At 35.8% G+C, this 20,546-nt stretch carries 17 protein-coding genes and 1 riboswitch; of the genes, 1 reads left to right on the top strand and 16 read right to left on the bottom strand.

Going from position 1 to position 20,546, the window contains the following annotated elements; all coding sequences use genetic code 11:
• Positions 1-333: 333 nt before the first annotated feature.
• From DMB68_RS12010 to DMB68_RS11940, 16 genes are all read right to left on the bottom strand, one after another.
• On the bottom strand, positions 334-1,737 hold the full coding sequence (locus DMB68_RS12010; RefSeq protein ID WP_110346896.1) for a pyridoxal phosphate-dependent decarboxylase family protein: 1,404 nt from the start codon (positions 1,735-1,737) through the stop codon (positions 334-336).
• Between the two features lie 46 nt (positions 1,738-1,783).
• On the bottom strand, positions 1,784-3,007 hold the full coding sequence (locus tag DMB68_RS12005) for a dicarboxylate/amino acid:cation symporter (protein WP_110346895.1): 1,224 nt from the start codon (positions 3,005-3,007) through the stop codon (positions 1,784-1,786).
• Positions 3,008-3,129: 122 nt separating this feature from the next.
• Positions 3,130-3,783 carry a class I SAM-dependent methyltransferase gene (locus DMB68_RS12000; RefSeq protein WP_110346894.1) on the bottom strand — a complete coding sequence of 218 codons (654 nt, stop codon included), beginning with the start codon at positions 3,781-3,783 and terminating at the stop codon, positions 3,130-3,132.
• Between the two features lie 185 nt (positions 3,784-3,968).
• A complete protein-coding gene (gene metF / locus DMB68_RS11995) occupies positions 3,969-4,925 on the bottom strand; it encodes a methylenetetrahydrofolate reductase [NAD(P)H] (RefSeq protein ID WP_110346893.1) in 957 nt (318 codons plus the stop codon).
• A gap of 119 nt (positions 4,926-5,044) precedes the next feature.
• Positions 5,045-7,720, bottom strand: a complete 2,676-nt coding sequence (metH, locus tag DMB68_RS11990) for a methionine synthase (protein ID WP_110346892.1) — start codon at positions 7,718-7,720, stop codon at positions 5,045-5,047.
• A gap of 254 nt (positions 7,721-7,974) precedes the next feature.
• Positions 7,975-8,535 carry a hypothetical protein gene (locus tag DMB68_RS11985; RefSeq protein ID WP_124019424.1) on the bottom strand — a complete coding sequence of 187 codons (561 nt, stop codon included), beginning with the start codon at positions 8,533-8,535 and terminating at the stop codon, positions 7,975-7,977.
• A 97-nt stretch (positions 8,536-8,632) separates the two neighbouring features.
• Positions 8,633-9,637 (bottom strand): homocysteine S-methyltransferase family protein, encoded by a 1,005-nt coding sequence (locus DMB68_RS11980; RefSeq protein ID WP_110346890.1) that lies wholly within the window; start codon positions 9,635-9,637, stop codon positions 8,633-8,635.
• Between the two features lie 328 nt (positions 9,638-9,965).
• A riboswitch (SAM riboswitch) is annotated at positions 9,966-10,074 on the bottom strand.
• A 220-nt stretch (positions 10,075-10,294) separates the two neighbouring features.
• Positions 10,295-10,429: a hypothetical protein gene (locus tag DMB68_RS23740; RefSeq protein WP_262510115.1), complete on the bottom strand. Its 135-nt coding sequence runs from the start codon at positions 10,427-10,429 to the stop codon at positions 10,295-10,297.
• A gap of 220 nt (positions 10,430-10,649) precedes the next feature.
• Entirely contained in the window at positions 10,650-11,702 is a 1,053-nt protein-coding gene (locus DMB68_RS11975; RefSeq protein ID WP_031454314.1) for an NAD(P)/FAD-dependent oxidoreductase, read from the bottom strand.
• A gap of 96 nt (positions 11,703-11,798) precedes the next feature.
• Positions 11,799-12,380 (bottom strand): precorrin-2 dehydrogenase/sirohydrochlorin ferrochelatase family protein, encoded by a 582-nt coding sequence (locus DMB68_RS11970; RefSeq protein WP_110346889.1) that lies wholly within the window; start codon positions 12,378-12,380, stop codon positions 11,799-11,801.
• Positions 12,381-12,426: 46 nt separating this feature from the next.
• Positions 12,427-13,203, bottom strand: coding sequence for a uroporphyrinogen-III C-methyltransferase (gene cobA / locus DMB68_RS11965; RefSeq protein WP_110346888.1), 777 nt, complete (start codon positions 13,201-13,203; stop codon positions 12,427-12,429).
• Entirely contained in the window at positions 13,196-15,286 is a 2,091-nt protein-coding gene (locus DMB68_RS11960) for a HEPN domain-containing protein (protein ID WP_110346887.1), read from the bottom strand. The genes cobA and DMB68_RS11960 overlap by 8 nt, the downstream gene beginning before the upstream one ends.
• Before the next feature lie 99 nt (positions 15,287-15,385).
• A complete protein-coding gene (locus DMB68_RS11955; protein ID WP_110346886.1) occupies positions 15,386-16,630 on the bottom strand; it encodes a sulfate adenylyltransferase subunit 1 in 1,245 nt (414 codons plus the stop codon).
• A gap of 141 nt (positions 16,631-16,771) precedes the next feature.
• On the bottom strand, positions 16,772-17,671 hold the full coding sequence (gene cysD, locus DMB68_RS11950) for a sulfate adenylyltransferase subunit CysD (protein WP_031454309.1): 900 nt from the start codon (positions 17,669-17,671) through the stop codon (positions 16,772-16,774).
• A gap of 63 nt (positions 17,672-17,734) precedes the next feature.
• A complete protein-coding gene (locus DMB68_RS11945; RefSeq protein ID WP_110346885.1) occupies positions 17,735-18,445 on the bottom strand; it encodes a phosphoadenylyl-sulfate reductase in 711 nt (236 codons plus the stop codon).
• Positions 18,446-18,472: 27 nt separating this feature from the next.
• A complete protein-coding gene (locus DMB68_RS11940) occupies positions 18,473-19,375 on the bottom strand; it encodes a sulfite exporter TauE/SafE family protein (protein ID WP_110346884.1) in 903 nt (300 codons plus the stop codon).
• A gap of 317 nt (positions 19,376-19,692) precedes the next feature.
• Between DMB68_RS11940 and DMB68_RS11935 the strand changes: the two genes are divergently transcribed.
• The gene (locus DMB68_RS11935) at positions 19,693-20,475 is read left to right on the top strand and encodes a sulfite exporter TauE/SafE family protein (protein WP_110346883.1); all 783 of its coding nucleotides are present in this window, start codon (positions 19,693-19,695) and stop codon (positions 20,473-20,475) included.
• Positions 20,476-20,546: the final 71 nt, after the last annotated feature.

The raw sequence follows: 20,546 nt of genomic DNA, 5'->3' as shown, positions 1-20,546 counted from the left end.
ATTCTTTTACAAATGAATGCTAAATATAAGGCAATCAAAACAATTCTATTTATACAAATTTGTCATATCCTGATTATAAAATACAATTTATCATTTCATTTATTCGAACTTCTGACAAAAATCTAATTATAAAAAATAAATATTTTTCATAATTTTATTTAGAATTATTATAAATAATATTATATTTGTATTCGTAGTTGGTACTACTATTCTTTAGTACCTCCGTCTTTAGTTACCTTTTTTTTGTTTTTTATTTTTTTTTTGAATAGAAAAGGATCTGTTTTTTAGCAGATCCTTTCTTTCTTCTAAACGATAAAAAATGCTTTAAAACGATTAAATTTTAGAAAAAACTTCTTTCATTTCTGTAATAACAATCTTTATATCGTTTTCAGTTGTTCTCCAATTTACAAATGATGCCCTGATACCTTTTCGGTTTTGGTAAACAGTTGGTGTCATAAACACTTTTCCGGTATCATTAAGCTCAGACAAAAACTGTGATACTTTTTCCTGATTATGATCACCTCTTAATGTAAAACACACATTGTTTAAACGAATCGGAGCCAGAAGTTCGAAAGACGCTTCTTCAATAAGAGCATTCCCAAAATGCAGAGCCAATGCAATGTTATTTTCAACTATATCCCGGAAACCATCTTTTCCGTATGCCAATAATGAAAACCAAACAGGCAGAGCTCTTAAACGTCTTGAGTTTTCAGGTACTACATTAAAGTAATTAAAATTCTCTAATGGATTTCCTAAATAAGGCGCATTTGAGTTTTGAAAAGTTTCAATTTGCAAAGCTGTATGCTGTTCTTTTATCAAATAAAAAGCACTTTCATATGGCACATTGAGCCATTTATGGCAATCAATTGTAATACTGTCAGCTCCTTCCCAGCCTTTTATAAAATGTTTATATTTATCTGAAACAGCTGCAAAACCTCCAAAAGCAGCATCAATATGCCACCAGAAATTGTATTTTTCTTTTAGTTTTGAAATAGCTTCAAAATCATCAAAATCGGCAGTATTAACGGTTGCTGCACTTGAAATTAAAACAAAAGGTTTCCCGTTTAGACTTTTAATATTTTGTTCTAAATCAGCTATATCAATTGCTTCCCGATTTCCTTCAATGGTTTGAATTGTGGTGTAATTCTGGCTTCCAATTCCTAACATTGATAATGCTTTTATCGAAGAAGAATGTGGAGTAGCGGAGAAAATATTTATTTTTTCTGAAATTCCGTTTTTAGCAAAATCTTTACCCGATTGTTTCCCAAACCATTGTCTGGCAACTCCAAGACTGGTAAAATTTGACATTGTTGCACCGGTTACAAATCCTCCTAAAAAAGATTTTGGCAGCTCTAACAATTGCAAAAGCAAATTAATCGTTTCAAATTCAATTAATGCCGATACGCCTCCCTGTGCTTTTACAGCTTGCGTGTTTTGATCGTAAATAGAAGTTAGCCAGTCACCAACAATCGATGCAGGGGTTGAACCACCAGTCACAAAACCCCAATATCTTGGTCCGGAAGAAGCAACCATTAATGGCGCTAATCTTTCATTAAATTCTTCTAAAGCTGCCAGTGATCCTAAGCCTAATTCGTTCAATTCTCTGCTGTAATCAATTGAGTTTTTATTAGAAGTTGGAATATTTTCGAGATTATTCAAGAAGTCGATTCCTTGTTTTTTTGTTTTTTCTAAGATATTCCCGAAGTCATTTAAATCGTGTTGTAATATTGAATTCATATTATTTTAAAATAGTTAGAAATTATATTTTTTTATTTTTTGGCCTTTAAAATTTGGTTTTTTCAGAAAACCTCGAAACTAGCATCGAAGAAATCACATCACCATTGGCATTTAACAAAGTGGCTATTGGATCAACCAGTGTTCCTAAAATCATGGCAACAGGCAAAGCCTGTTCCATCGGAAAACCATAGACCGTAATGGCGAGGACTTCACCAATATAACCGCCGTTTGGAATTCCGCCTTCAACAATTGAAACAATTATAGTGATTCCTAACGCCAAAAGAATCGTTGAAGGTTCTGTAAAATCCTTTCCAAACATGGCAAACAAAAAAGTAATTTTCAGAATAGATGACATACTCGAACCGTCCTTATGCAAAGGTGCTCCAAGCGGAATTACCAGATTTCGGACATGTGTCGGAATTCCCATTTTTTGGGCTGCATCTAAATTTGCAGGGATGGTTGCAATGCTGCTGCAAGTTCCTATTGCGGTTAAAGAAGGCGTGATATTATTACTCCAAAAGACTTTAAAAGCTCTTTTTCCTCCAGCAATGATGGCATATAAACTGAAAAATGTAAAGAAATAAAATACACAGGCAGCATAATAAACTGCCATAGGCTTAGCATAAACGCCAAACAACTGAGGTCCAAAGATACCAACCTGATAAGCAAAATAAGCTCCTAAACCGATTGGTGCAAATTTCATGATACTATTCAAAAGTTGTTTCATAACCTCGTTTCCAGAATCCAGAAAACTCTTGAATGCATTTCCTTTTTCACCTGACTGTAAGGTCGCAAAACCAATTAAAAAAGAGAAAATTATTAATGCCAGCATACTTTTTCGAGACAATAATTCAGAAAAATCATTTACTGTAACCAATTTTGCGATCTGATCACCGACAGATCCGGATTGTATATTTTCAAAAGGAACTTTAGTAATTGCTATATCCTGATGAATCGGAAAAAGGTAAACCGCAAAAATCATTATGATTGCAGAAATTATAAGAGTTGAAAGGAAAACCAATATCATAATAACAAATAGTTTTCCTAACTTCTCCGATTGTTCCAAATTGGCAATTGAAGAACCAATTGTAAAAAAGATTAATGGAATAATGGCTGTAAAAAGCAGATTTAGAAAAATATCTCCCAAAGGTTTTATAACCTCAACTTTTTCTCCAAATACTAAACCCAAAATACTTCCAGCTATAATTCCTCCCAGAAGCAAAAGGATACTGCTGTAACTTTGTAGAAAATTGATTTTTTTAACTTCCATAATGCTGTAAAAGGTTAAATTCAGTAAAGAACAAATCGTTTAAACACACATAAACCTAACCCTCTTTGACAAGGAAGTTTCGTTTGTTTAAAAATAAGCTATGTGTAAAAATGTATTTCCTTTTATTTTTCTAAAACAATTGTCGTAAAAGCTCTGTCGACAAGTTCACCTGTTCTGCTTTTTACCTTTTCTGTCTGATTTTCGGTATAAACAATTTTAAAAGCTGTTTTTTCAATTAGCTTTAATGCCTTTTCAGTACTGTAAAGCTCAAATTCAAATTGTGTAAACGGAAGCGTTTTCATAAAACTTTCCTCTGCAAATGTCAGGCAGAAATTTCCGCATGGTTTTAAAACTCTGTAGATTTCTGAAAGTAATTCTTCAGGCTTCTGCCAAAAATAAAGAGTATTTACTGTGAATATTTTATCGAAAGATGCTGCTTCAAACGGAATAGTATTTCCATCATAAACCGAAAAGAAAGCTTGTTTTTGAGAAACAAAATTTCGGTTGATCTGGCGTGCTTCCCGAAACATTAACTCAGACATTTCGAGTCCGTAGTATTTTAGGTTTTCAGCCTGTTCGAAAATAAATGCTGCGTGTCCGGCATTTCCGTGTCCTAATTCAAGAATAGTATTCCCTACTGAAATATTTAGATTCTGAACTGAATGGCGGGTCATGTTGATGTTGGTTTCATGCATCATGTTGGCCATTTCAATTCCCTTTTCTCCTGTCGGATGTTTTAATTGGGATGCTATTGCCTGTAGTTCTTCTTTTTCCATAATTTTTTAATTATTACAAATTGAAATTAAAATGTCAAATGCCCTAGCCCAGATGCGAGGGAAAATCCTTTTGTGCCGGGGTTCGGCACAAAAGATTGGAAGGAACAGCTGGAAATAGCTCCTGAAAATTTTTATTCTTTACCAGAAAAGTAACTGTATTTACTTGATCACTTAATGGTTAAAAATTAAAAAACCTGACTGGCAATCTGGCGAATATTCTCAGATTTACCCATTGAATAATAATGTAAAAACGGAACTCCGGCTTCTTTTAATTCTTTTGACTGCTGAATCGCCCACTCGACTCCGACTTGTTTGATTTCTGCGTTGTTTTTGCATTTATCAACTGCATGGATCAAATCTTCCGGTAAATCGATACGGAAAATCTGTGGTAAAATTTGCATGTGTTTTTGAACGGCAATTGGCTTAATTCCCGGAATAATTGGTACCGTAATACCCATTTCCCTAGCTTTTTCTACGAAAGCAAAATATTTAGCATTGTCGAAAAACATTTGCGTTACCACATAATCGGCTCCTGCATCTACTTTTTCTTTTAATCTTCGCAAATCAGACTGCAAAGAAGGCGACTCCAGATGTTTCTCCGGATAGCCGGCAACACCGATACAAAAATCGGCTCTGTTGTCGATATCCATCACTTCGTGAAGATATTTACCACAGTTCAAATCATTGATTTGTCTAACCAGATCAACAGCGTAATGATTACCGCCATCTTTAGGAACGAATGACTGCTCATGTTTCATAGCGTCGCCACGAAGCGCCATTACGTTATTGATGCCTAAATAGTGACAATCCACTAACATATATTCGGTTTCTTCCTGTGTGAAACCTCCGCAAAGCAAGTGCGGTACGGTATCCACATTGTATTTATGTTTTATAGAAGCACAGATTCCAAGCGTTCCAGGACGCATACGTGTTAGTTTTTTATCCAAAAGTCCGTTTCCTTTGTCGATATAAATAAACTCTTCGCGAGAAGTTGTTACATCAATAAACGGCGGTTTAAACTCCATCAACGGATCGATATTATCGTATAATTCCTGAATGCTTTTCCCCTTTTGAGGCGGAATAATTTCAAATGAGAATAATGTTTTTCCTTTGGCGTTTTCTATATGTTCTGTTACTTTCATTATTTGTTTTTTGTTTCAAGTTTGCTTCGCCGATTCGGCTAAAGCCTCGTGTCAAGTTTCAGGTTTCAAGTTCTCTACAGCAACTTGAAACTTTAAACATGAAATTAAAATAACTTTTGTTAGTCTGCTATATTAGGGTTTAACCATTTCATTGCGTAATCGAGCGGTACATTTCGGCGTTTGGCATAATCTGTCACCTGATCTTCTTTTATTTTTCCTAGTCCGAAATATTTACTTTTCGGATTTCCGAAGTAATAACCAGAAACTGATGAAGCCGGCCACATCGCCATACTTTCTGTTAAGGTTACTCCAATCTGTTTTTCAACATCCAGAAGTTTCCAGATCGTTGGTTTCTCCAAATGATCCGGACAAGCGGGATAACCCGGAGCCGGACGGATTCCTTTGTAACTTTCTTTAATCAATTCTTCATTAGTTAAAGATTCTTCCGAATCATAACCCCAGAAATCTTTACGCACTCTCTCGTGAAGATATTCGGCGAAAGCCTCTGCAAAACGATCCGCAAGTGCTTTAACCATAATCGAATTATAATCGTCTAAATTCTTTTCGTATTCTGCCGCCCATTCGTCTACCCCAAAACCGGTTGTTACACAGAAAGCTCCCATATAATCCTCAATACCGCTTTCTTTTGGCGCAATAAAATCGGCTAAAGCTATGTTTGGAGCGCCTTTTGTCTTTTGTCCCTGCACACGTAAAGTCAAAAACTTCTCTAATACTTTTCCGTTTTCATCACGCAATTCGATATCGTCGTCATCTACTTGATTACAAGGGAAAATTCCGTAAATACCTTTTGCTTTTAGTTTTTTCTCTTCTAAAATAACTTTTAGCATTGCCTGAGCATCAGCAAATACAGAAGTTGCTTGTTCGCCCACAACCTCATCCGTTAAAATCGCCGGATATTTTCCGTGCAATTCCCAAGTTTGAAAAAACGGTGTCCAGTCGATATACGGAACCAAAACATCCAATTCTACTTCGACGATTTGTGCGCCTATTTTTTTAGGTTTGGTCGGAGTATATTCAGACCAATCCAATTGTAATTTATTTTTACGAGCCTCTTCAATCGTCAGGAAGTTTTTATCTCTCGAACGATTTAAGAACGTTTCTCTAAAAGTATCATATTCTGCACGAATATCTGCTGCATATATTTTTCGGTTATGATCCAACAGATTTCCGGCAACCGTTACGGCTCTCGAAGCATCGTTTACGTGAATGACGGTTTCTCTGTACTGAGGTGCAATTTTCACGGCTGTATGCGCGCGTGAAGTTGTTGCTCCCCCAATCATAATCGGGATTTTAATGTTTTGTTTGTCCAATTCTTTAGCCAGATATACCATTTCATCAAGCGAAGGCGTAATCAGTCCGCTTAACCCGATAATATCTACTTCGTGTTCGATAGCCGCTGCAATGATTTTCTCCGGAGGCACCATTACACCCAAATCTACAATCTCATAATTATTACAAGCCAAAACTACCGAAACAATGTTTTTTCCAATATCGTGAACATCACCTTTTACGGTTGCCATCAGGATTTTTCCGTTTCCGGATTTATCTCCTGCTTGTTTACTCGCTTCAATAAACGGCAATAAATACGCCACCGCTTTTTTCATTACACGAGCTGATTTTACAACCTGAGGCAGGAACATTTTTCCGCTTCCGAACAAATCTCCAACCACGTTCATTCCCGTCATCAAATTGATTTCGATCACTTCAATTGGTTTTGTTGCAGCCAAACGCGCTTCTTCAACGTCTTCTTCAATAAAAGCATCGATTCCTTTTACCAATGAATGTGTAATACGTTCCTGAACGGTTCCAAAACGCCATTCCTGAACCGCTTTTTCATCACTTTTTACTTCACCTTTTACATTTTCCGCAAAATCCAAAAGTCGTTCTGTAGCGTCGTCACGTCTGTTTAATATTACGTCTTCAACGTGTTCTAATAAGTCTTTCGGAATATCATCGTAAATCGTAAGCATCTCCGGGTTTACGATCCCCATCGTCATTCCGTCTTTAATGGCGTGGTACAAAAACACCGAGTGCATCGCTTCACGAACCGTATCATTTCCTCTAAAGGAGAACGAAACGTTACTTACACCACCACTGATATGTGCATGTGGCAAATTCTCACGAACCCATTTTGTTCCTCTAAAAAAGTCAATTGCATTCAGGCGGTGTTCTTCCATTCCTGTTGCCACCGGGAAAATGTTCAAATCGAAAATAATATCCTGCGGAGGAAACCCCACTTTGTTCACCAAAATATCATACGAACGCTGGCAAATCTCCACACGGCGCTCGTAATTATCGGCCTGACCAACTTCGTCAAAAGCCATGATAATGGCCGCCGCTCCATATCGTTTGATTAATTTGGCGTGGTGAATAAAAGCTTCTTCACCTTCTTTTAACGAAATCGAGTTGACAACACTTTTTCCTTGTACTACTTTTAGACCTGCTTCAATGATCTCCCATTTTGAACTGTCGATCATGATCGGCACTCTCGAAATGTCTGGTTCTGCAGCAATCAAATTCAGGAATTTTGTCATTGCCTGAACACCATCAAGCATTCCCTCATCCATATTAATATCGATGATTTGCGCTCCTCCTTCCACCTGCTGTCTTGCAATATCAAGTGCCTCGTCATATTTCTCTTCCTTGATTAATCTCAAGAATTTTCTTGAACCTGTTACATTCGTACGCTCACCAACATTCACGAAAACACTTTCCGGCGTAATAATTAACGGTTCTAATCCTGCTAATACAAGGTCTCTTCTTTTTTCTGCCATTTTCTTTTTAAGTTACAAAGATCCTGAGATACTAAGGTTCTAAGTTTTTTATTCTATTTTCTTTCCTGCAAGTTTTTTAAAACCTTGTAGGTATATTCGTTTTCAATATTTTAATTTGGGCGTGTCCCAAGGGCCGGACTATCCGTTACAAGTCCTCGACCAATTTCGTTATCACTGCATTGGTCTGCGGGCTTTTCACTTCTATCCCTCACGCAGACTCGGTTTCATAATATGTTTTACATTTTATGAAACAATTACAACTTTGTTTCAGCAGAATGCAAATCCATCTCATCTAAAGTTATTTCGTTTAAAGATTCAAACAAAGACTTTATATTTTTCTTTGCCGAAAATTCATTTGCAATTCTAACTCTTTTTTGCCCTATTGTAGCATCAGAAAAAGTAGCTTTTCCAGATTGATCGATTTTTTTCGAAAAAACTAATTTATTCTTATAATACAATTTATAATCTATTATAGTTTTTACTGTAAAATTAAATCCAAATTTGGGCTTATCCACAGAAATTATACTAATTTCAATTATCCAATCATCATTTGTAGCATTTGAAATTTTCGAAAAAGCATTAGAATGAAGAATAGATTTTTTAAAAGCCTCTCCAAAATTTTTATTAGAAATTTTCGATATCCCAAAAGGACTTGTTTCTTCTCCTCCAATCACAGGCTTAACAAATATTTTATCCCCAATGAGTTTTTCGCTTTTATAATCTTTAACCGTCATGCCTTCAATAGTTGCACCAGAAGCACACCGACTTAAAAAAAACGAGACAAAAAATATTAGAACTAAATATCTTAATTTCATACTTTATATATATTAACCCCCTAAAACACCTCTTATTCCTTCTAGAAATCTTCAATTATTCGAATACAATCTGTTTTCGAAAACCTCATACAAAACGTTATTCAAAAGTTGGCGCCACTCTAGGCTTATAATCCTTGGCAACTTCCGCCATTAATCGAATATGATCCGGAGTTGTGCCACAACATCCTCCAATAATATTAATCAAATTATCCTCTAAATATTCTTTGATGAATTCTTGTGTTTGTTCTGGCGTTTCATCGTATTGCCCGAAAGCATTTGGCAATCCTGCATTTGGATGTGCTGAAACGTTGAATTGCGTATGTTGTGCTAATGTCTTTAAATACGGTTTCAGCAAATCGGCTCCTAATGCGCAATTGAAACCTACACTCAATAACGGAATATGCGAAACTGAAATCAGGAAAGCTTCAACAGTCTGTCCGGAAAGTGTTCTTCCTGAGGCATCGGTAATCGTTCCTGAAACCATGATTGGAATATCGATGTTACGTTCGTCTTTTACTTCTTCAATTGCAAAAAGTGCCGCTTTTGCATTTAGCGTGTCGAAAATTGTTTCTACTAAAAGTAAATCGCAGCCTCCGTCCATTAAAGCTTCTACCTGTTGTTTGTATGCAATTCGTAAATCGTCGAAAGTTACGGCTCTGTAACCCGGATCGTTTACATCTGGCGACATACTTGCTGTACGGTTTGTCGGTCCGATTGAACCGGCTACAAAACGTGGTTTTTCCGGATTTTTTGCTGTGAATTCATCTGCAACTTGTCTTGCAATTTTAGCCGATTCGTAGTTGAGTTCGTAAACCAGATCTTCCATGAAATAATCGGCCATACCGATTGTAGTTCCGGAAAATGTATTGGTTTCTACGATATCCGCACCAGCTTCGTAATACGCAGCGTGAACGTCGCGAATTGCCTGTGGCTGTGTCAGGGACAATAAATCGTTGTTTCCTTTTAGCGGATGCGGAAAATCTTTGAAACGTTCGCCACGAAAATCTTCTTCGGAGAAGTTGTAGCGCTGTAACATGGTTCCCATGGCCCCGTCAAGGATTAGGATATTTTTTTTGATTGCTTCCTGAATTGTTATTGACATATTTTTTATGTTTTAGCTCCTAAAACGCTTAAGCTCTAAGAGGCTAAGTTTTTTAATTCTTTTAATTTAGACCTGACAGGTTTTGAAACTTGTTTGATCTAATCGATATCTTGATTTTTAATTCCAAAAGTTCACAATTGATAGCTTTTTAGCCCCGATGGGAGCAAATATCCTTTTATTCTGGGGTTCAGAATAAAAGATATTGTGTACAGCGGGAACTAATGCCTGCAAAAATGCACCAATAATTCGCTCCTTTTACTAAATATTATTCAGTAAAATTATGTTGTAATGTTGTCAGGAAAAGTTTTGAGAAATACTGCTTGTATTTTCGTTATCTACCTTAACACCAGAGCATTAAGCAGAATGTAGCACCTTCTTTATGGTAAAGGGTTGCTAAGGTTTCATTGGGTCTTTCCCTCCGCCTTTCGTGATAACTTTCAATAAAATTATGAACGGTGCAAAGTAACGACATAAAGGCGTTAATTGCAAGTGTTTTTTAAAGTTTCTAAGCTGCTAAGATTCTGATTTTCTAAGCTGAAAATTTCTGTAATAAAAAAGCTCAAACTTATGTCTAAGTTTGAGCTTTCTGTTTAAGACTTTAGCCTTTTATACCGAAAAATATGGGTTATTATTTGAGATTAAAAAATGGGTCTTTATTTAAAAACTTCTGTCCCATTTTAGAAACGTATCCATGATTTCCTGATGATCTGTAAATTCACTATCAGTCATCTTAATCTCATTGTCAATTTTTGCCTTTTCTTCGGATGCTAATTCTTCATTCCAATTGTTCATAATAGATAATTTTTGAATACTTTCTTAAAGTTAGCATTTTATCTTGATTTTTCAAAATACTAAATTCATTTTTTTTTCTTTGTAAAAATAGTATAATGGCAAAGTTACTTCGCTTTTAAGAGACTAAGTTTAAGTTAACATCAACAAAAAAGCCCAAACTTTAAAAGTTTGGGCTTTCAATATTTAAAATCTTAGTCGCTTAGCAACTTAGAAGCTTTGTTTAAACTATCGACTTAACAACTGCTTTTGGCGCTTCTTTACGAGTTCCGTCAAAACCGTCTACACCGGAAACCGTTGTGTATTTTAAAACGTATTTTTTACCCGGATTGATGATTCCGTATGCTGCCTGACACATTAATGTCGCTTCGTGGAATCCGCAAAGGATTAATTTTAATTTTCCAGGGTAAGTGTTGATATCTCCAATTGCAAAGATTCCCGGGATGTTGGTTTGGTAATCTAATGCATTGTTTACTTTGATTGCATTTTTCTCGATTTCTAATCCCCAGTCTCCGATTGGACCTAATTTAGGTGTTAATCCGAAAAGCGGAATAAAGAAATCTGTTTCGATTTTACGGTGTGCTCCGTTTTCTTCGATATCCAGAGATTCTACGTGTTCAGCACCATTAATCCCGATTACCTCAGCCGGTGTGATCAATTTGATTTTTCCGGCAGTTTTTAATTCCTGTACTTTTTCTACAGAATCTAAAGCTCCTCTGAATTCATTTCTGCGGTGAATCAAAGTTACTTCTGAAGCTACATTGGCAAGGAAAATACTCCAGTCTAATGCTGAATCTCCTCCTCCTGCAATCACTACTCTTTTATCTCTGAATTTCTCAGGATTTTTGATAAAGTATTTTACACCTTTATCTTCATAAAATTCGATATCTTCAATAAGAGGTTTTCTTGGCTCGAAACTTCCTAAACCTCCTGCAATCGCAATTACAGGTGCATGGAATTTCTTCCCTTTATTTGAGGTTACGATAAAACTTCCGTCTTCTTGCTTTTCAATTGTTTCGGCACGCTCACCTAAGGTAAAACCTGGTTCAAATTGTTTAATTTGCTCCATCAGTCCATCCACCAAATCACCTGCTAATACTTCCGGGAAACCTGGAATGTCATAAATAGGCTTTTTTGGATACAACTCTGAAAGCTGTCCGCCCGGTTGTGGCAAAGCATCCAAAATATGGCATTTTAATTTTAATAATCCTGCCTCGAAAACGGCAAATAAACCTGTTGGTCCTGCTCCAATTATAAGTATATCTGTTTTAATCATTATGGTGTTGTTTATAATCATTCTTAATAATACAAAGAAACGAATAATTTATTCTAATTTCAATGATTTTTATCATTCATTTCTTTGCGAAACTTTTTACTCTTTATTTTTTAACGAAGCGGTAATTTCGTTCATTCTTTTAACCTTTTCTTCAAAATCCCCTTTTAAAGTTTTCCTGTATTCATTGAGGTTTTCAACCATACTATTGATATCCTCCGGAATTACTTCTTCAAAAAACTCCCTTAGCCTTTTCGCTGTCGTTGGAGATTTTCCGTTGGTCGAAATGGCAATTTTTACGTTTCCTTTTGTTACGATTCCGCCTAAATAGTAATCACACAAATCGGGTGTATCGGCAATATTGCAAATCAAATAACGCTTTCTGGACAAATCGTAAACCCTTTTATTCACCGCTAAATCATCCGTGCAGGCGATTACCATGTGTCTCTTATTGAGCATTTTCTTTTTGAACTTTGCTTCCGTCAATTTAATTGAAGGATGATTTTCAGCTAAAACTTTAATCTCAAGATGAAAATCTGGCGCAACTACCTCAACATTGGCATTTGGACTCGACTTTAATAAAAAAGAAAGCTTTTCCAATCCAACATTTCCTCCACCTACAATCAGCACATTTAGATTGTGAAGTTTTAAGAATACCGGATATAATTCGTTTTGTTCCATTTTAATTTTTTGTTTCGCCGAAAATACTAAAATCTGACGTTACAATTTATCCTGCTATTTCTTTTGACAGAAATTCTTCGTAAAATCCTTTTAGCTTGTGACTTTCTTTTACAACTTCTCCGAGAACTATAATCGCTGGCGAACTTAAATTTCGTTGTTTTACAATTTCAATAATTGAATCAACTGTTCCTACGCCCACTTTTTCTTCTGCTGTTGTTCCGTTTTGAATAATCGCTACGGGCAAATTGCCTTTCTTTTCCTGCTGAAATAATTCAACAATTTGAGGTAATTTGTGCATTCCCATCAAAATCACAACTGTTGCTGATGATTGTGCTGCCAAAGCTACATCTGCTGATAATCTCCTGTCTGAAGTTGTTCCTGTAATGGCCCAAAAGCTTTCTGAAACTCCTCTCTTTGTAATCGAAATTCCCTTACTTGCCGGAACAGCTACTACAGAAGAAATTCCCGGAATTACAACTGTCTCGATTCCGAAACTTTCTGCGAATTCTATTTCTTCACTTCCTCTTCCAAAAATAAATGGATCTCCACCTTTTAACCGAACTACATTTCCATACGTAAGCGCATTATCCACAATCAACTGATTGATCTGATCCTGCGAATAAACATGGTCTCCAATTCTTTTTCCAACAAAAATTCTGATCGCATTTTTAGGAGCGTGGCCTAAAATTTCATCATTTGCCAAGGCATCATACAAAACCACATTCGCTTCAGCCAGTGCTTTTGCACCTTTCAGTGTAAGCAATTCCGGATCGCCGGGACCTGCACCGACTAAAGTTACTTTTGGCTTTATAGTATTATGCATTTGCTAATTCCTGTGCCCTGTATTTTTCTATTATCGCAAAAAATGCAATTCCTTCTTCAATATATTGTTTTGCGAATGCTTCTGTTGGTTCATTTTTATTGATTTGATAAACCAATTCTTTGAACGTTGTTGGCAATCCAATTTTAGCACTTTCAACAAAAACAGTATCAAATAAATCTACAATTCCTGCATGGTTGTTTGTTTTTTGGTTTTCTGAAAGCAACAATGCTTTTGCACCGTTTACAAATCCTGCATAAGCGTGATAGATTGCATCAGCCCATTTTCCTTCGTCGAAAGATTCCTGTGCGAAAGTCAGTTTATCTTTGGCTTCTAACAACAAAGTAGCCACTAAATCAATTACAACTCCGGCACATTCTCCAACTCCAACCGCTTTTACATAATTGTCTGCATTACCCCAGTCAATAAAATCGGCTTCAGTTAAATTGGTTACATCTGCAAAAGGTTTTAAGATTTCATAGAAATATTTCTCCCCTTTGGCATCATAATAATTAAGGAATTTGTCTCCGTTTCCATTAGCATCAAAATCATTTAAAATAGTTCTTAATGCGTCCGGTCCTCTACGGCTTGGAATTTTAATTACTTTATCAGCAAAGCGCCCTTCTCCGTTTCCTAGACGTCCGCCTCCTAATAAAACCTGTAAAGCCGGAGCCACTAATTTTCCTGAGTTGATAGACATTCCCTGAAATCCTATTGCAGACATATTATGCTGTCCGCAGGCATTCATACAACCAGAGATTTTGATTTCAATTTCGCTGTTATTGCTGTATTGCGGGAATTCAGCTTTGATTACTTTTTCTAATTCATCTGCAATTCCGGTACTGCTTGCAATCCCCAAATTACAAGTATCAGTACCCGGGCACGCAGTAATATCACCAATTGTATTGTAACCTAAAGCTACCATATCTAATTTGGCTAATTCCTGGTAAAAGAAAGGTAAATTTTCTTCTTTTATATGACGGATTACAATGTTTTGACGCAATGAAAAACGCAATTCATTCGCTCCATAATTCTTAATTAAATCAGCTAATAATCTCGCTTTATCGGTATAAAAATCCCCTAATAAAACTTTTATTCCGATTGCGTAATAACCTGCTTGTTTCTGAGCAATTACATTTGATGCTTTCCATGCTTCATAAGCTGCTGTATCATCAATAGTAACTTGCGGTACCGCTAACAAAGGTTCCGGAATTGGTCCGTCAAAAGCAGTGGTGTCAATTTCGTAAGTTTCAAAAGCAATTGCTTTTTTTTCTTTTTCAACTAAATCAAGAAAAACATCTTTTCCGATTTCTTTGATTAAGAATTTCATACGTGCTTTCATTCTTTTGGCACGCTCACCGTATCTGTCGAAAATACGGATGATTCCTTCTGCGGTTGGAATGATTTCGTTAACCGGAATAAACTCTGAAAGTAATTCGGCATGTGCTGGCTGAGAACCTAAACCTCCTCCAAAAACTACTTTAAATCCGCGTTGTCCGTCTTTGATTTTTGGAATAAATCCTAAATCGTGTAAATAACTCAACGCTGTATCTTCATCTGAAGAAGAGAACGAAATTTTGAATTTACGTCCCATTTCCTGACAGATTGGATTTCTCAATAAGTACTGAAACATTCCGTGTGCATAAGGCGTAACATCAAATGGTTCGTTTACGTCTACACCGGCTAATTCGCTTCCTGTAATATTTCTAACCGTGTTTCCACACGCCTCTCTTAATGTAATATCGTCCTTGGCCAAATTCGCCCAAAGTTCCGGAGTTCTGTCTAAACTCACATAATGAATCTGGATATCCTGACGTGTTGTAATGTGCAAACGCCCTGTAGAATATTCATCAGAAACTTTCGTAATACGTACTAATTGCTCGCTGGTAACTTTACCATAAGGCAATTTGATACGAATCATTTGAACGCCTTCCTGACGCTGACCGTAGATTCCGCGTGCTAAACGAAGACTGCGAAAACGCTCATCATCAATTTTTCCTCCACGGAATAAGTGAATCTTTTTCTCTAAATCGATAATCTCTTTCTGAACTATCGGATTTTCTATTTCTGTTCTAAAACTTTCCATTTTATTTTTGGTTTTAGGCTTTAAGCTGTACGCTTTAGGCTTTTTTAACTTTGTGTTTTTTTGCTTAAAGCCTATTGCTTAAAGCTTACAGCAGTGAAACTATCTAATGAATCCTACTCCTGCTGTTGTGTTGGTTACGGCATCAATTAAGATAAAAGCTCCGTTTGATTTATTTTCATTATAAGAATCAAAATACAATGCTTTGCTTAATTTGATACTTACTTCTCCAATTTCATTAATTGCTAATTGTGAAGCCGGAGTAGTTCCTGAATAATCAGTCGCAATTGTATTTGTAACACTTTCAATTTTAGCTAAAACTCTGTTCGTATTGTGCTGTACAAAATACTTCGCTCCAGCAACTAATTTTTTGCTGTCCATCCAGCATACAGTAGTCAAAATATCTTTTTCAATTTTTGGAAGCTCATCCGATTTTACAATCATATCTCCTCGCGTAACATTGATATCATTTTCTAATTCGATTGTAACTGAAGAACCTGCTACAGCTTCATCAAATTGTTTATCAAAAAAGTGAATATTTGTAACTTTTGATTCTGTTAATGATGGAAGAACTGTAACGGCATCACCGACTTTAATTGAGTTTCCGTATAATTTTCCTGCGTAACCTCTAAAATCATGGTATTCTTCTGTTTTAGGACGAATCACAGTCTGAACAGGGAAACGTGCTTTTCCACTTTCAAATACATCTGAAGAATGCAATCCTTCTAGATGCTCTAAAATGGTCTGTCCCTGATACCAAGGCATTCCATCTAATTTATCCACAACATTATCTCCTGTCAAAGCACTCAACGGAATATAACTTACGTTTTGCTCCTTGAAAGTACTTTTTGCATTTAATGCCTGAAAATCAGCTTTGATTTTGTTGAATACTTCTTCCGAGTAATCAACCAAATCCATTTTGTTGATGGCAACGATTACTTCTTTTACTCGCAATAAATTATTGATAAAAAAGTGACGGTATGTCTGCTCGATAACTCCTTTTCTGGCATCAATCAAAATGATAGAAACCTGAGAAGTCGAAGCTCCTGTAACCATGTTTCTTGTATATTCTACATGACCTGGAGTATCGGCAATAATGTAACTTTTCTTTGCAGTCGAAAAATAAATATGTGCCACATCAATCGTGATTCCTTGTTCTCTTTCTGCTACCAATCCGTCAGTTGCCAAAGAAAAATCAAGATAATCATATCCTTTTTGTTTACTGCTTTTTTCGATTGCTTCAATTTTATCTGTAGTCAATGATTTTGTGTCATACAATAATCTTCCGATCAAAGTACTTTTTCCGTCATCTACACTTCCTGCTGTTGCTATTTTTAAAACGTCCATTCTGTAATATTTTGTTTCAGGTTTAAAGTTTCAGGTTTTCTGTTGAAACTAATAATCTGCATGTTTTTGTTTTCTTGATTTTCACTTTTAAAATTTCGTCTAGAATTGCATTCATAATTCACAATTCATAACTCATAATTATTAAAAGTATCCTTGTTGTTTTCTTTTCTCCATTGCAGCTTCAGAACGTTTATCGTCAATTCTGGCTCCTCTTTCAGAAATTGTAGATTCTCTGATTTCACCCACAACTTCCTGAATTGTTGCCGCATAAGATTCAACTGCTGCCGTACAACTCATATCTCCAACGGTTCTGAAACGAACAATTCGCTCCTCGATTTGCTCGTCTTCTTCCTGATACACAAAAGGAGAATGTGACCAGATTAAACCGTCTCTCAAAAAAACTTTTCTTTTATGTGAAAAATAGATTGATGGAATTTCGATGTGCTCTTTTTCGATATAACTCCAAACATCTAATTCCGTCCAGTTTGAAATTGGGAAAACACGAACGTTTTGTCCATTTTCAATTTTTCCGTTCAAAATATCAAATAACTCAGGTCTTTGATTTTTTTCGTCCCATTGTCCGAAATCGTCACGAACTGAGAAAATACGTTCTTTAGCTCTTGCTTTTTCTTCATCACGACGCGCTCCTCCAATACAGGCATCAAATTTGAACTCTTCAATTGCATCTAAAAGTGTTGTAGTCTGCAAGCTGTTACGGCTTGAATACTTTCCTGTTTCTTCAACCACTTTTCCTTCATCAATAGCATCCTGAACATTACGAACAATTAACTCTAATCCTAATTCTTCCACCAATTTATCTCTGAAAGCAATTGTTTCAGGAAAATTATGCCCCGTATCAACATGCAATAGAGGAAACGGAATTTTTGCAGGAAAAAATGCTTTTTGTGCCAAACGTACTAATGTTATAGAATCTTTCCCACCTGAAAAAAGTAAAACCGGTTTGTCAAACTGAGAAACAACTTCTCTAAAGATGTATATCGCTTCACTTTCTAAAGCATTTGTTTTTAATACTGAACTCATTTTTGATATTTTATTTGATATTTTATTCAACCTGTTTTAAACAGGGCAACCTATATTTCTTTATTATTCCTTTTTTGCACCATGCAAACCACATTCTTTATGACTGGATTCCCAATACCATCTTCCGGCTCTGATATCTTCTCCGGGAAAAATGGCTCTGGTACAAGGTGCGCAACCAATACTTACAAAACCTTTTTTGTGTAATGCGTTTTGAGGCACATTGTTATCCTTCAAATAATCTTCAACTTCCTGCAAAGTCCATTTTAATAAAGGATTGAATTTGATAATATCAAAACCTCCATCATATTCGAACAAACTCAAATCTTGTCTGTTCTCGGATTGTTCTGCTCTTAAACCTGTAATCCAGACTGCATTTCCTGCCAAAGCTTTTCGCAACGGAACCACTTTTCGGATAAAACAGCACTCTTTTCTGTTTTCAACCGAATCGTAGAAGCTATTTGGACCTTTTTCTTTCAGTAAATTTTCAACTGATGCCGCTTCAGGAAAGTAAACCTCAATCGGTTTTTTATATTTTTTTAATGTTTTATGAAAAACATCGTAAGTTTCCTGAAACAACCTTCCGGTATCTAAGGTGAAAATGGTAATATCCAAATTGCTTTTAGCAATGTAATCTGTAATCACCTGATCTTCCTGACCGAAGGAAGTCGAAAAAATTACTTTTCCCGGATATTCTTCAGCCAAAAAAGCAAAAGTTTCTTCAATTGAAAAATCTTTCGTTTTATCTAACAGTGATTGTATAATTGTCGCACTCATAATTCTCTTTCCTTTCTAAAATATTTATTACAATAATTTAGATAATGTTTTTAAACTCAATAATATAATTAGAACCCCAACCGCAACCATCATTGGTTTTCTTTTAATTTTATTTACCAAATAAGCTGCTAAGGGAGCTGAAATAACACCTCCTAAAATCAATCCTATGATTACCTGCCATCCGTGGATACCTCCAAAAAGCATAAAGGTGATACCGCTGGCAAATGAAATTGCAAACTCAGCTGCGTTTACAGAACCAATCGTATATCTCGGATTTCTTCCTCTCCCTAACAATGTTGAAGTTACAATTGGGCCCCAGCCTCCACCTCCAACAGAATCCATGAAACCTCCAAAAACGGCTAAAGCGCTCAATTTTTTAGTTTTCTTTTTTACAATACTCTTTTTTAATGCTTTCCTGATAATAACAACTGCCAGAACGATCATATAAACCGCAATAAAAGGCTTAATCAGATCGCCATCAATGACATCAGATAACAAATAAGCTCCTGTAATAGACCCTAATACTCCCGGAATCAATAAATGTTTTACCAGTTTTTTATTGATATTTCCAAATTTATGATGTGATATTGCAGATGCTCCCGTTGTAAACATCTCAGCTACGTGAACTCCTGTACTGCTAACTACCGGAGGAATTCCGTAAGCCAATAGAAATGAAGTTGAAGTCGCTCCATAACCCATTCCCAAAGTACCGTCTACCAATTGTGCAAAAACACCGATAGCAAAAAAAACTAAAAACTCCTGATTAAATCCTCCAACAAATCCATCCCAGGAAAATTCGGCATGGTGATTATAAATCAGTGTACTTAGCAAACCTACCAGTAAAACAACCGGTATTCCTATCCATAATTTCTCTTTTATTGATGCATAAAACTTAACATCACCACTATTAATTTTTAATTCTTTTTCCATAATTACTGGGCTTCCTTGCTAAAATCCATTACCCTATCGGGTTAGTAGATTGAAAAGCAAAATTACTACTTATTTCTAAATATCAAAACAATTTTTAACTTTTTTAAACTTCTAAACTTCTAAACTTCTAAAAATCAAATTTTAAGGATATTTTAGAATGGAAATAAATAAATTCAATAAATCTAAAATCATATTTCGTTGTTTTTAAGATACATACACTTAAAATTATTTTTGGTTCCAAAGATACACTTTTAAAGCCTACCATTTCTATAGGATAATTATAAAATTGTTGCTATTTTTGCGCCAAACTTTTATTTATGGATTTTCAAATAGGCTTAGTTATTGCGGGTTTAGTTGTTGGTTTTGTAGTAGGTCTGACAGGAGTTGGAGGTGGTTCTCTGATGACACCTATTTTATTATATTTTGGTATTCCGCCAACAAAAGCTGTGGGTACAGATTTACTATATGCCGCCTTTACCAAGATGGGAGGTATTTATGTGCATAATAAAAAAAGCAATATTAATTGGACTATAACAGGCTGGCTCACTCTGGGCAGTGTTCCGGCTGCTTTAGTTACTTTATGGATATTAAATAGTATTAAAACTGATATTACTACTATAAATGCCGTCATTAAACAAAGTTTAGGCTGGGCATTGCTTTTTACTTCTGTTGCCATTATATTTAAACAAAAGATATTAAAATTTTCCCAGAAACATGCCGGGGACAAATTTCACAGCGAAAGCACAACTCAAAATATGCTGACCATAGGAATTGGTGTTTTATTAGGCGCAACTGTAACTCTGACTTCTATTGGTGCTGGTGCATTAGGAACCGTTACGTTATTCTTTCTTTACCCATTATTACCAACACCTCGTTTAGTGGGAACTGAAATCGCTCATGCCGTTCCATTAACATTAGTTGCCGGAATTGGGCATGCATCAATGGGAAATCTGGATTTGATATTGTTAGGACAGTTATTATTGGGTTCTCTTCCGGGAATTTTTATAGGAAGTATGCTGAGTGGAAAAGTTCCTGATCAGTTTCTTAGAAACGCAATCGCTGTAATGCTTTTCTTAGCCGGATATAAATTAATTTTTTAGATCAAAAAATAACTATAAAAAATGACCATTTCTGAATTTGAAATGGTCATTTTTTATTTTTAATCAAACAG

The sequence above is a fragment of the Flavobacterium hydrophilum genome (genome assembly GCF_003202405.1).
GTDB classification, from domain to species: domain Bacteria; phylum Bacteroidota; class Bacteroidia; order Flavobacteriales; family Flavobacteriaceae; genus Flavobacterium; species Flavobacterium hydrophilum.
Note: the sequence above shows the minus strand (reverse complement) of the source record. Positions and strands in the feature narration are given on the sequence as shown.

What these genes read in the sequence shown, in the direction of transcription:
- DMB68_RS12010 (WP_110346896.1), bottom strand. Translation starts at nt 1,737, where the DNA reads ATGAATTCAATATTACAACACGATTTAAATGACTTCGGGAATATCTTA.
- DMB68_RS12005 (WP_110346895.1), bottom strand. Translation starts at nt 3,007, where the DNA reads ATGGAAGTTAAAAAAATCAATTTTCTACAAAGTTACAGCAGTATCCTT.
- DMB68_RS12000 (WP_110346894.1), bottom strand. Translation starts at nt 3,783, where the DNA reads ATGGAAAAAGAAGAACTACAGGCAATAGCATCCCAATTAAAACATCCG.
- metF (WP_110346893.1), bottom strand. Translation starts at nt 4,925, where the DNA reads ATGAAAGTAACAGAACATATAGAAAACGCCAAAGGAAAAACATTATTC.
- metH (WP_110346892.1), bottom strand. Translation starts at nt 7,720, where the DNA reads ATGGCAGAAAAAAGAAGAGACCTTGTATTAGCAGGATTAGAACCGTTA.
- DMB68_RS11985 (WP_124019424.1), bottom strand. Translation starts at nt 8,535, where the DNA reads ATGAAATTAAGATATTTAGTTCTAATATTTTTTGTCTCGTTTTTTTTA.
- DMB68_RS11980 (WP_110346890.1), bottom strand. Translation starts at nt 9,637, where the DNA reads ATGTCAATAACAATTCAGGAAGCAATCAAAAAAAATATCCTAATCCTT.
- DMB68_RS23740 (WP_262510115.1), bottom strand. Translation starts at nt 10,429, where the DNA reads ATGAACAATTGGAATGAAGAATTAGCATCCGAAGAAAAGGCAAAAATT.
- DMB68_RS11975 (WP_031454314.1), bottom strand. Translation starts at nt 11,702, where the DNA reads ATGATTAAAACAGATATACTTATAATTGGAGCAGGACCAACAGGTTTA.
- DMB68_RS11970 (WP_110346889.1), bottom strand. Translation starts at nt 12,380, where the DNA reads ATGGAACAAAACGAATTATATCCGGTATTCTTAAAACTTCACAATCTA.
- cobA (WP_110346888.1), bottom strand. Translation starts at nt 13,203, where the DNA reads ATGCATAATACTATAAAGCCAAAAGTAACTTTAGTCGGTGCAGGTCCC.
- DMB68_RS11960 (WP_110346887.1), bottom strand. Translation starts at nt 15,286, where the DNA reads ATGGAAAGTTTTAGAACAGAAATAGAAAATCCGATAGTTCAGAAAGAG.
- DMB68_RS11955 (WP_110346886.1), bottom strand. Translation starts at nt 16,630, where the DNA reads ATGGACGTTTTAAAAATAGCAACAGCAGGAAGTGTAGATGACGGAAAA.
- cysD (WP_031454309.1), bottom strand. Translation starts at nt 17,671, where the DNA reads ATGAGTTCAGTATTAAAAACAAATGCTTTAGAAAGTGAAGCGATATAC.
- DMB68_RS11945 (WP_110346885.1), bottom strand. Translation starts at nt 18,445, where the DNA reads ATGAGTGCGACAATTATACAATCACTGTTAGATAAAACGAAAGATTTT.
- DMB68_RS11940 (WP_110346884.1), bottom strand. Translation starts at nt 19,375, where the DNA reads ATGGAAAAAGAATTAAAAATTAATAGTGGTGATGTTAAGTTTTATGCA.
- DMB68_RS11935 (WP_110346883.1), top strand. Translation starts at nt 19,693, where the DNA reads ATGGATTTTCAAATAGGCTTAGTTATTGCGGGTTTAGTTGTTGGTTTT.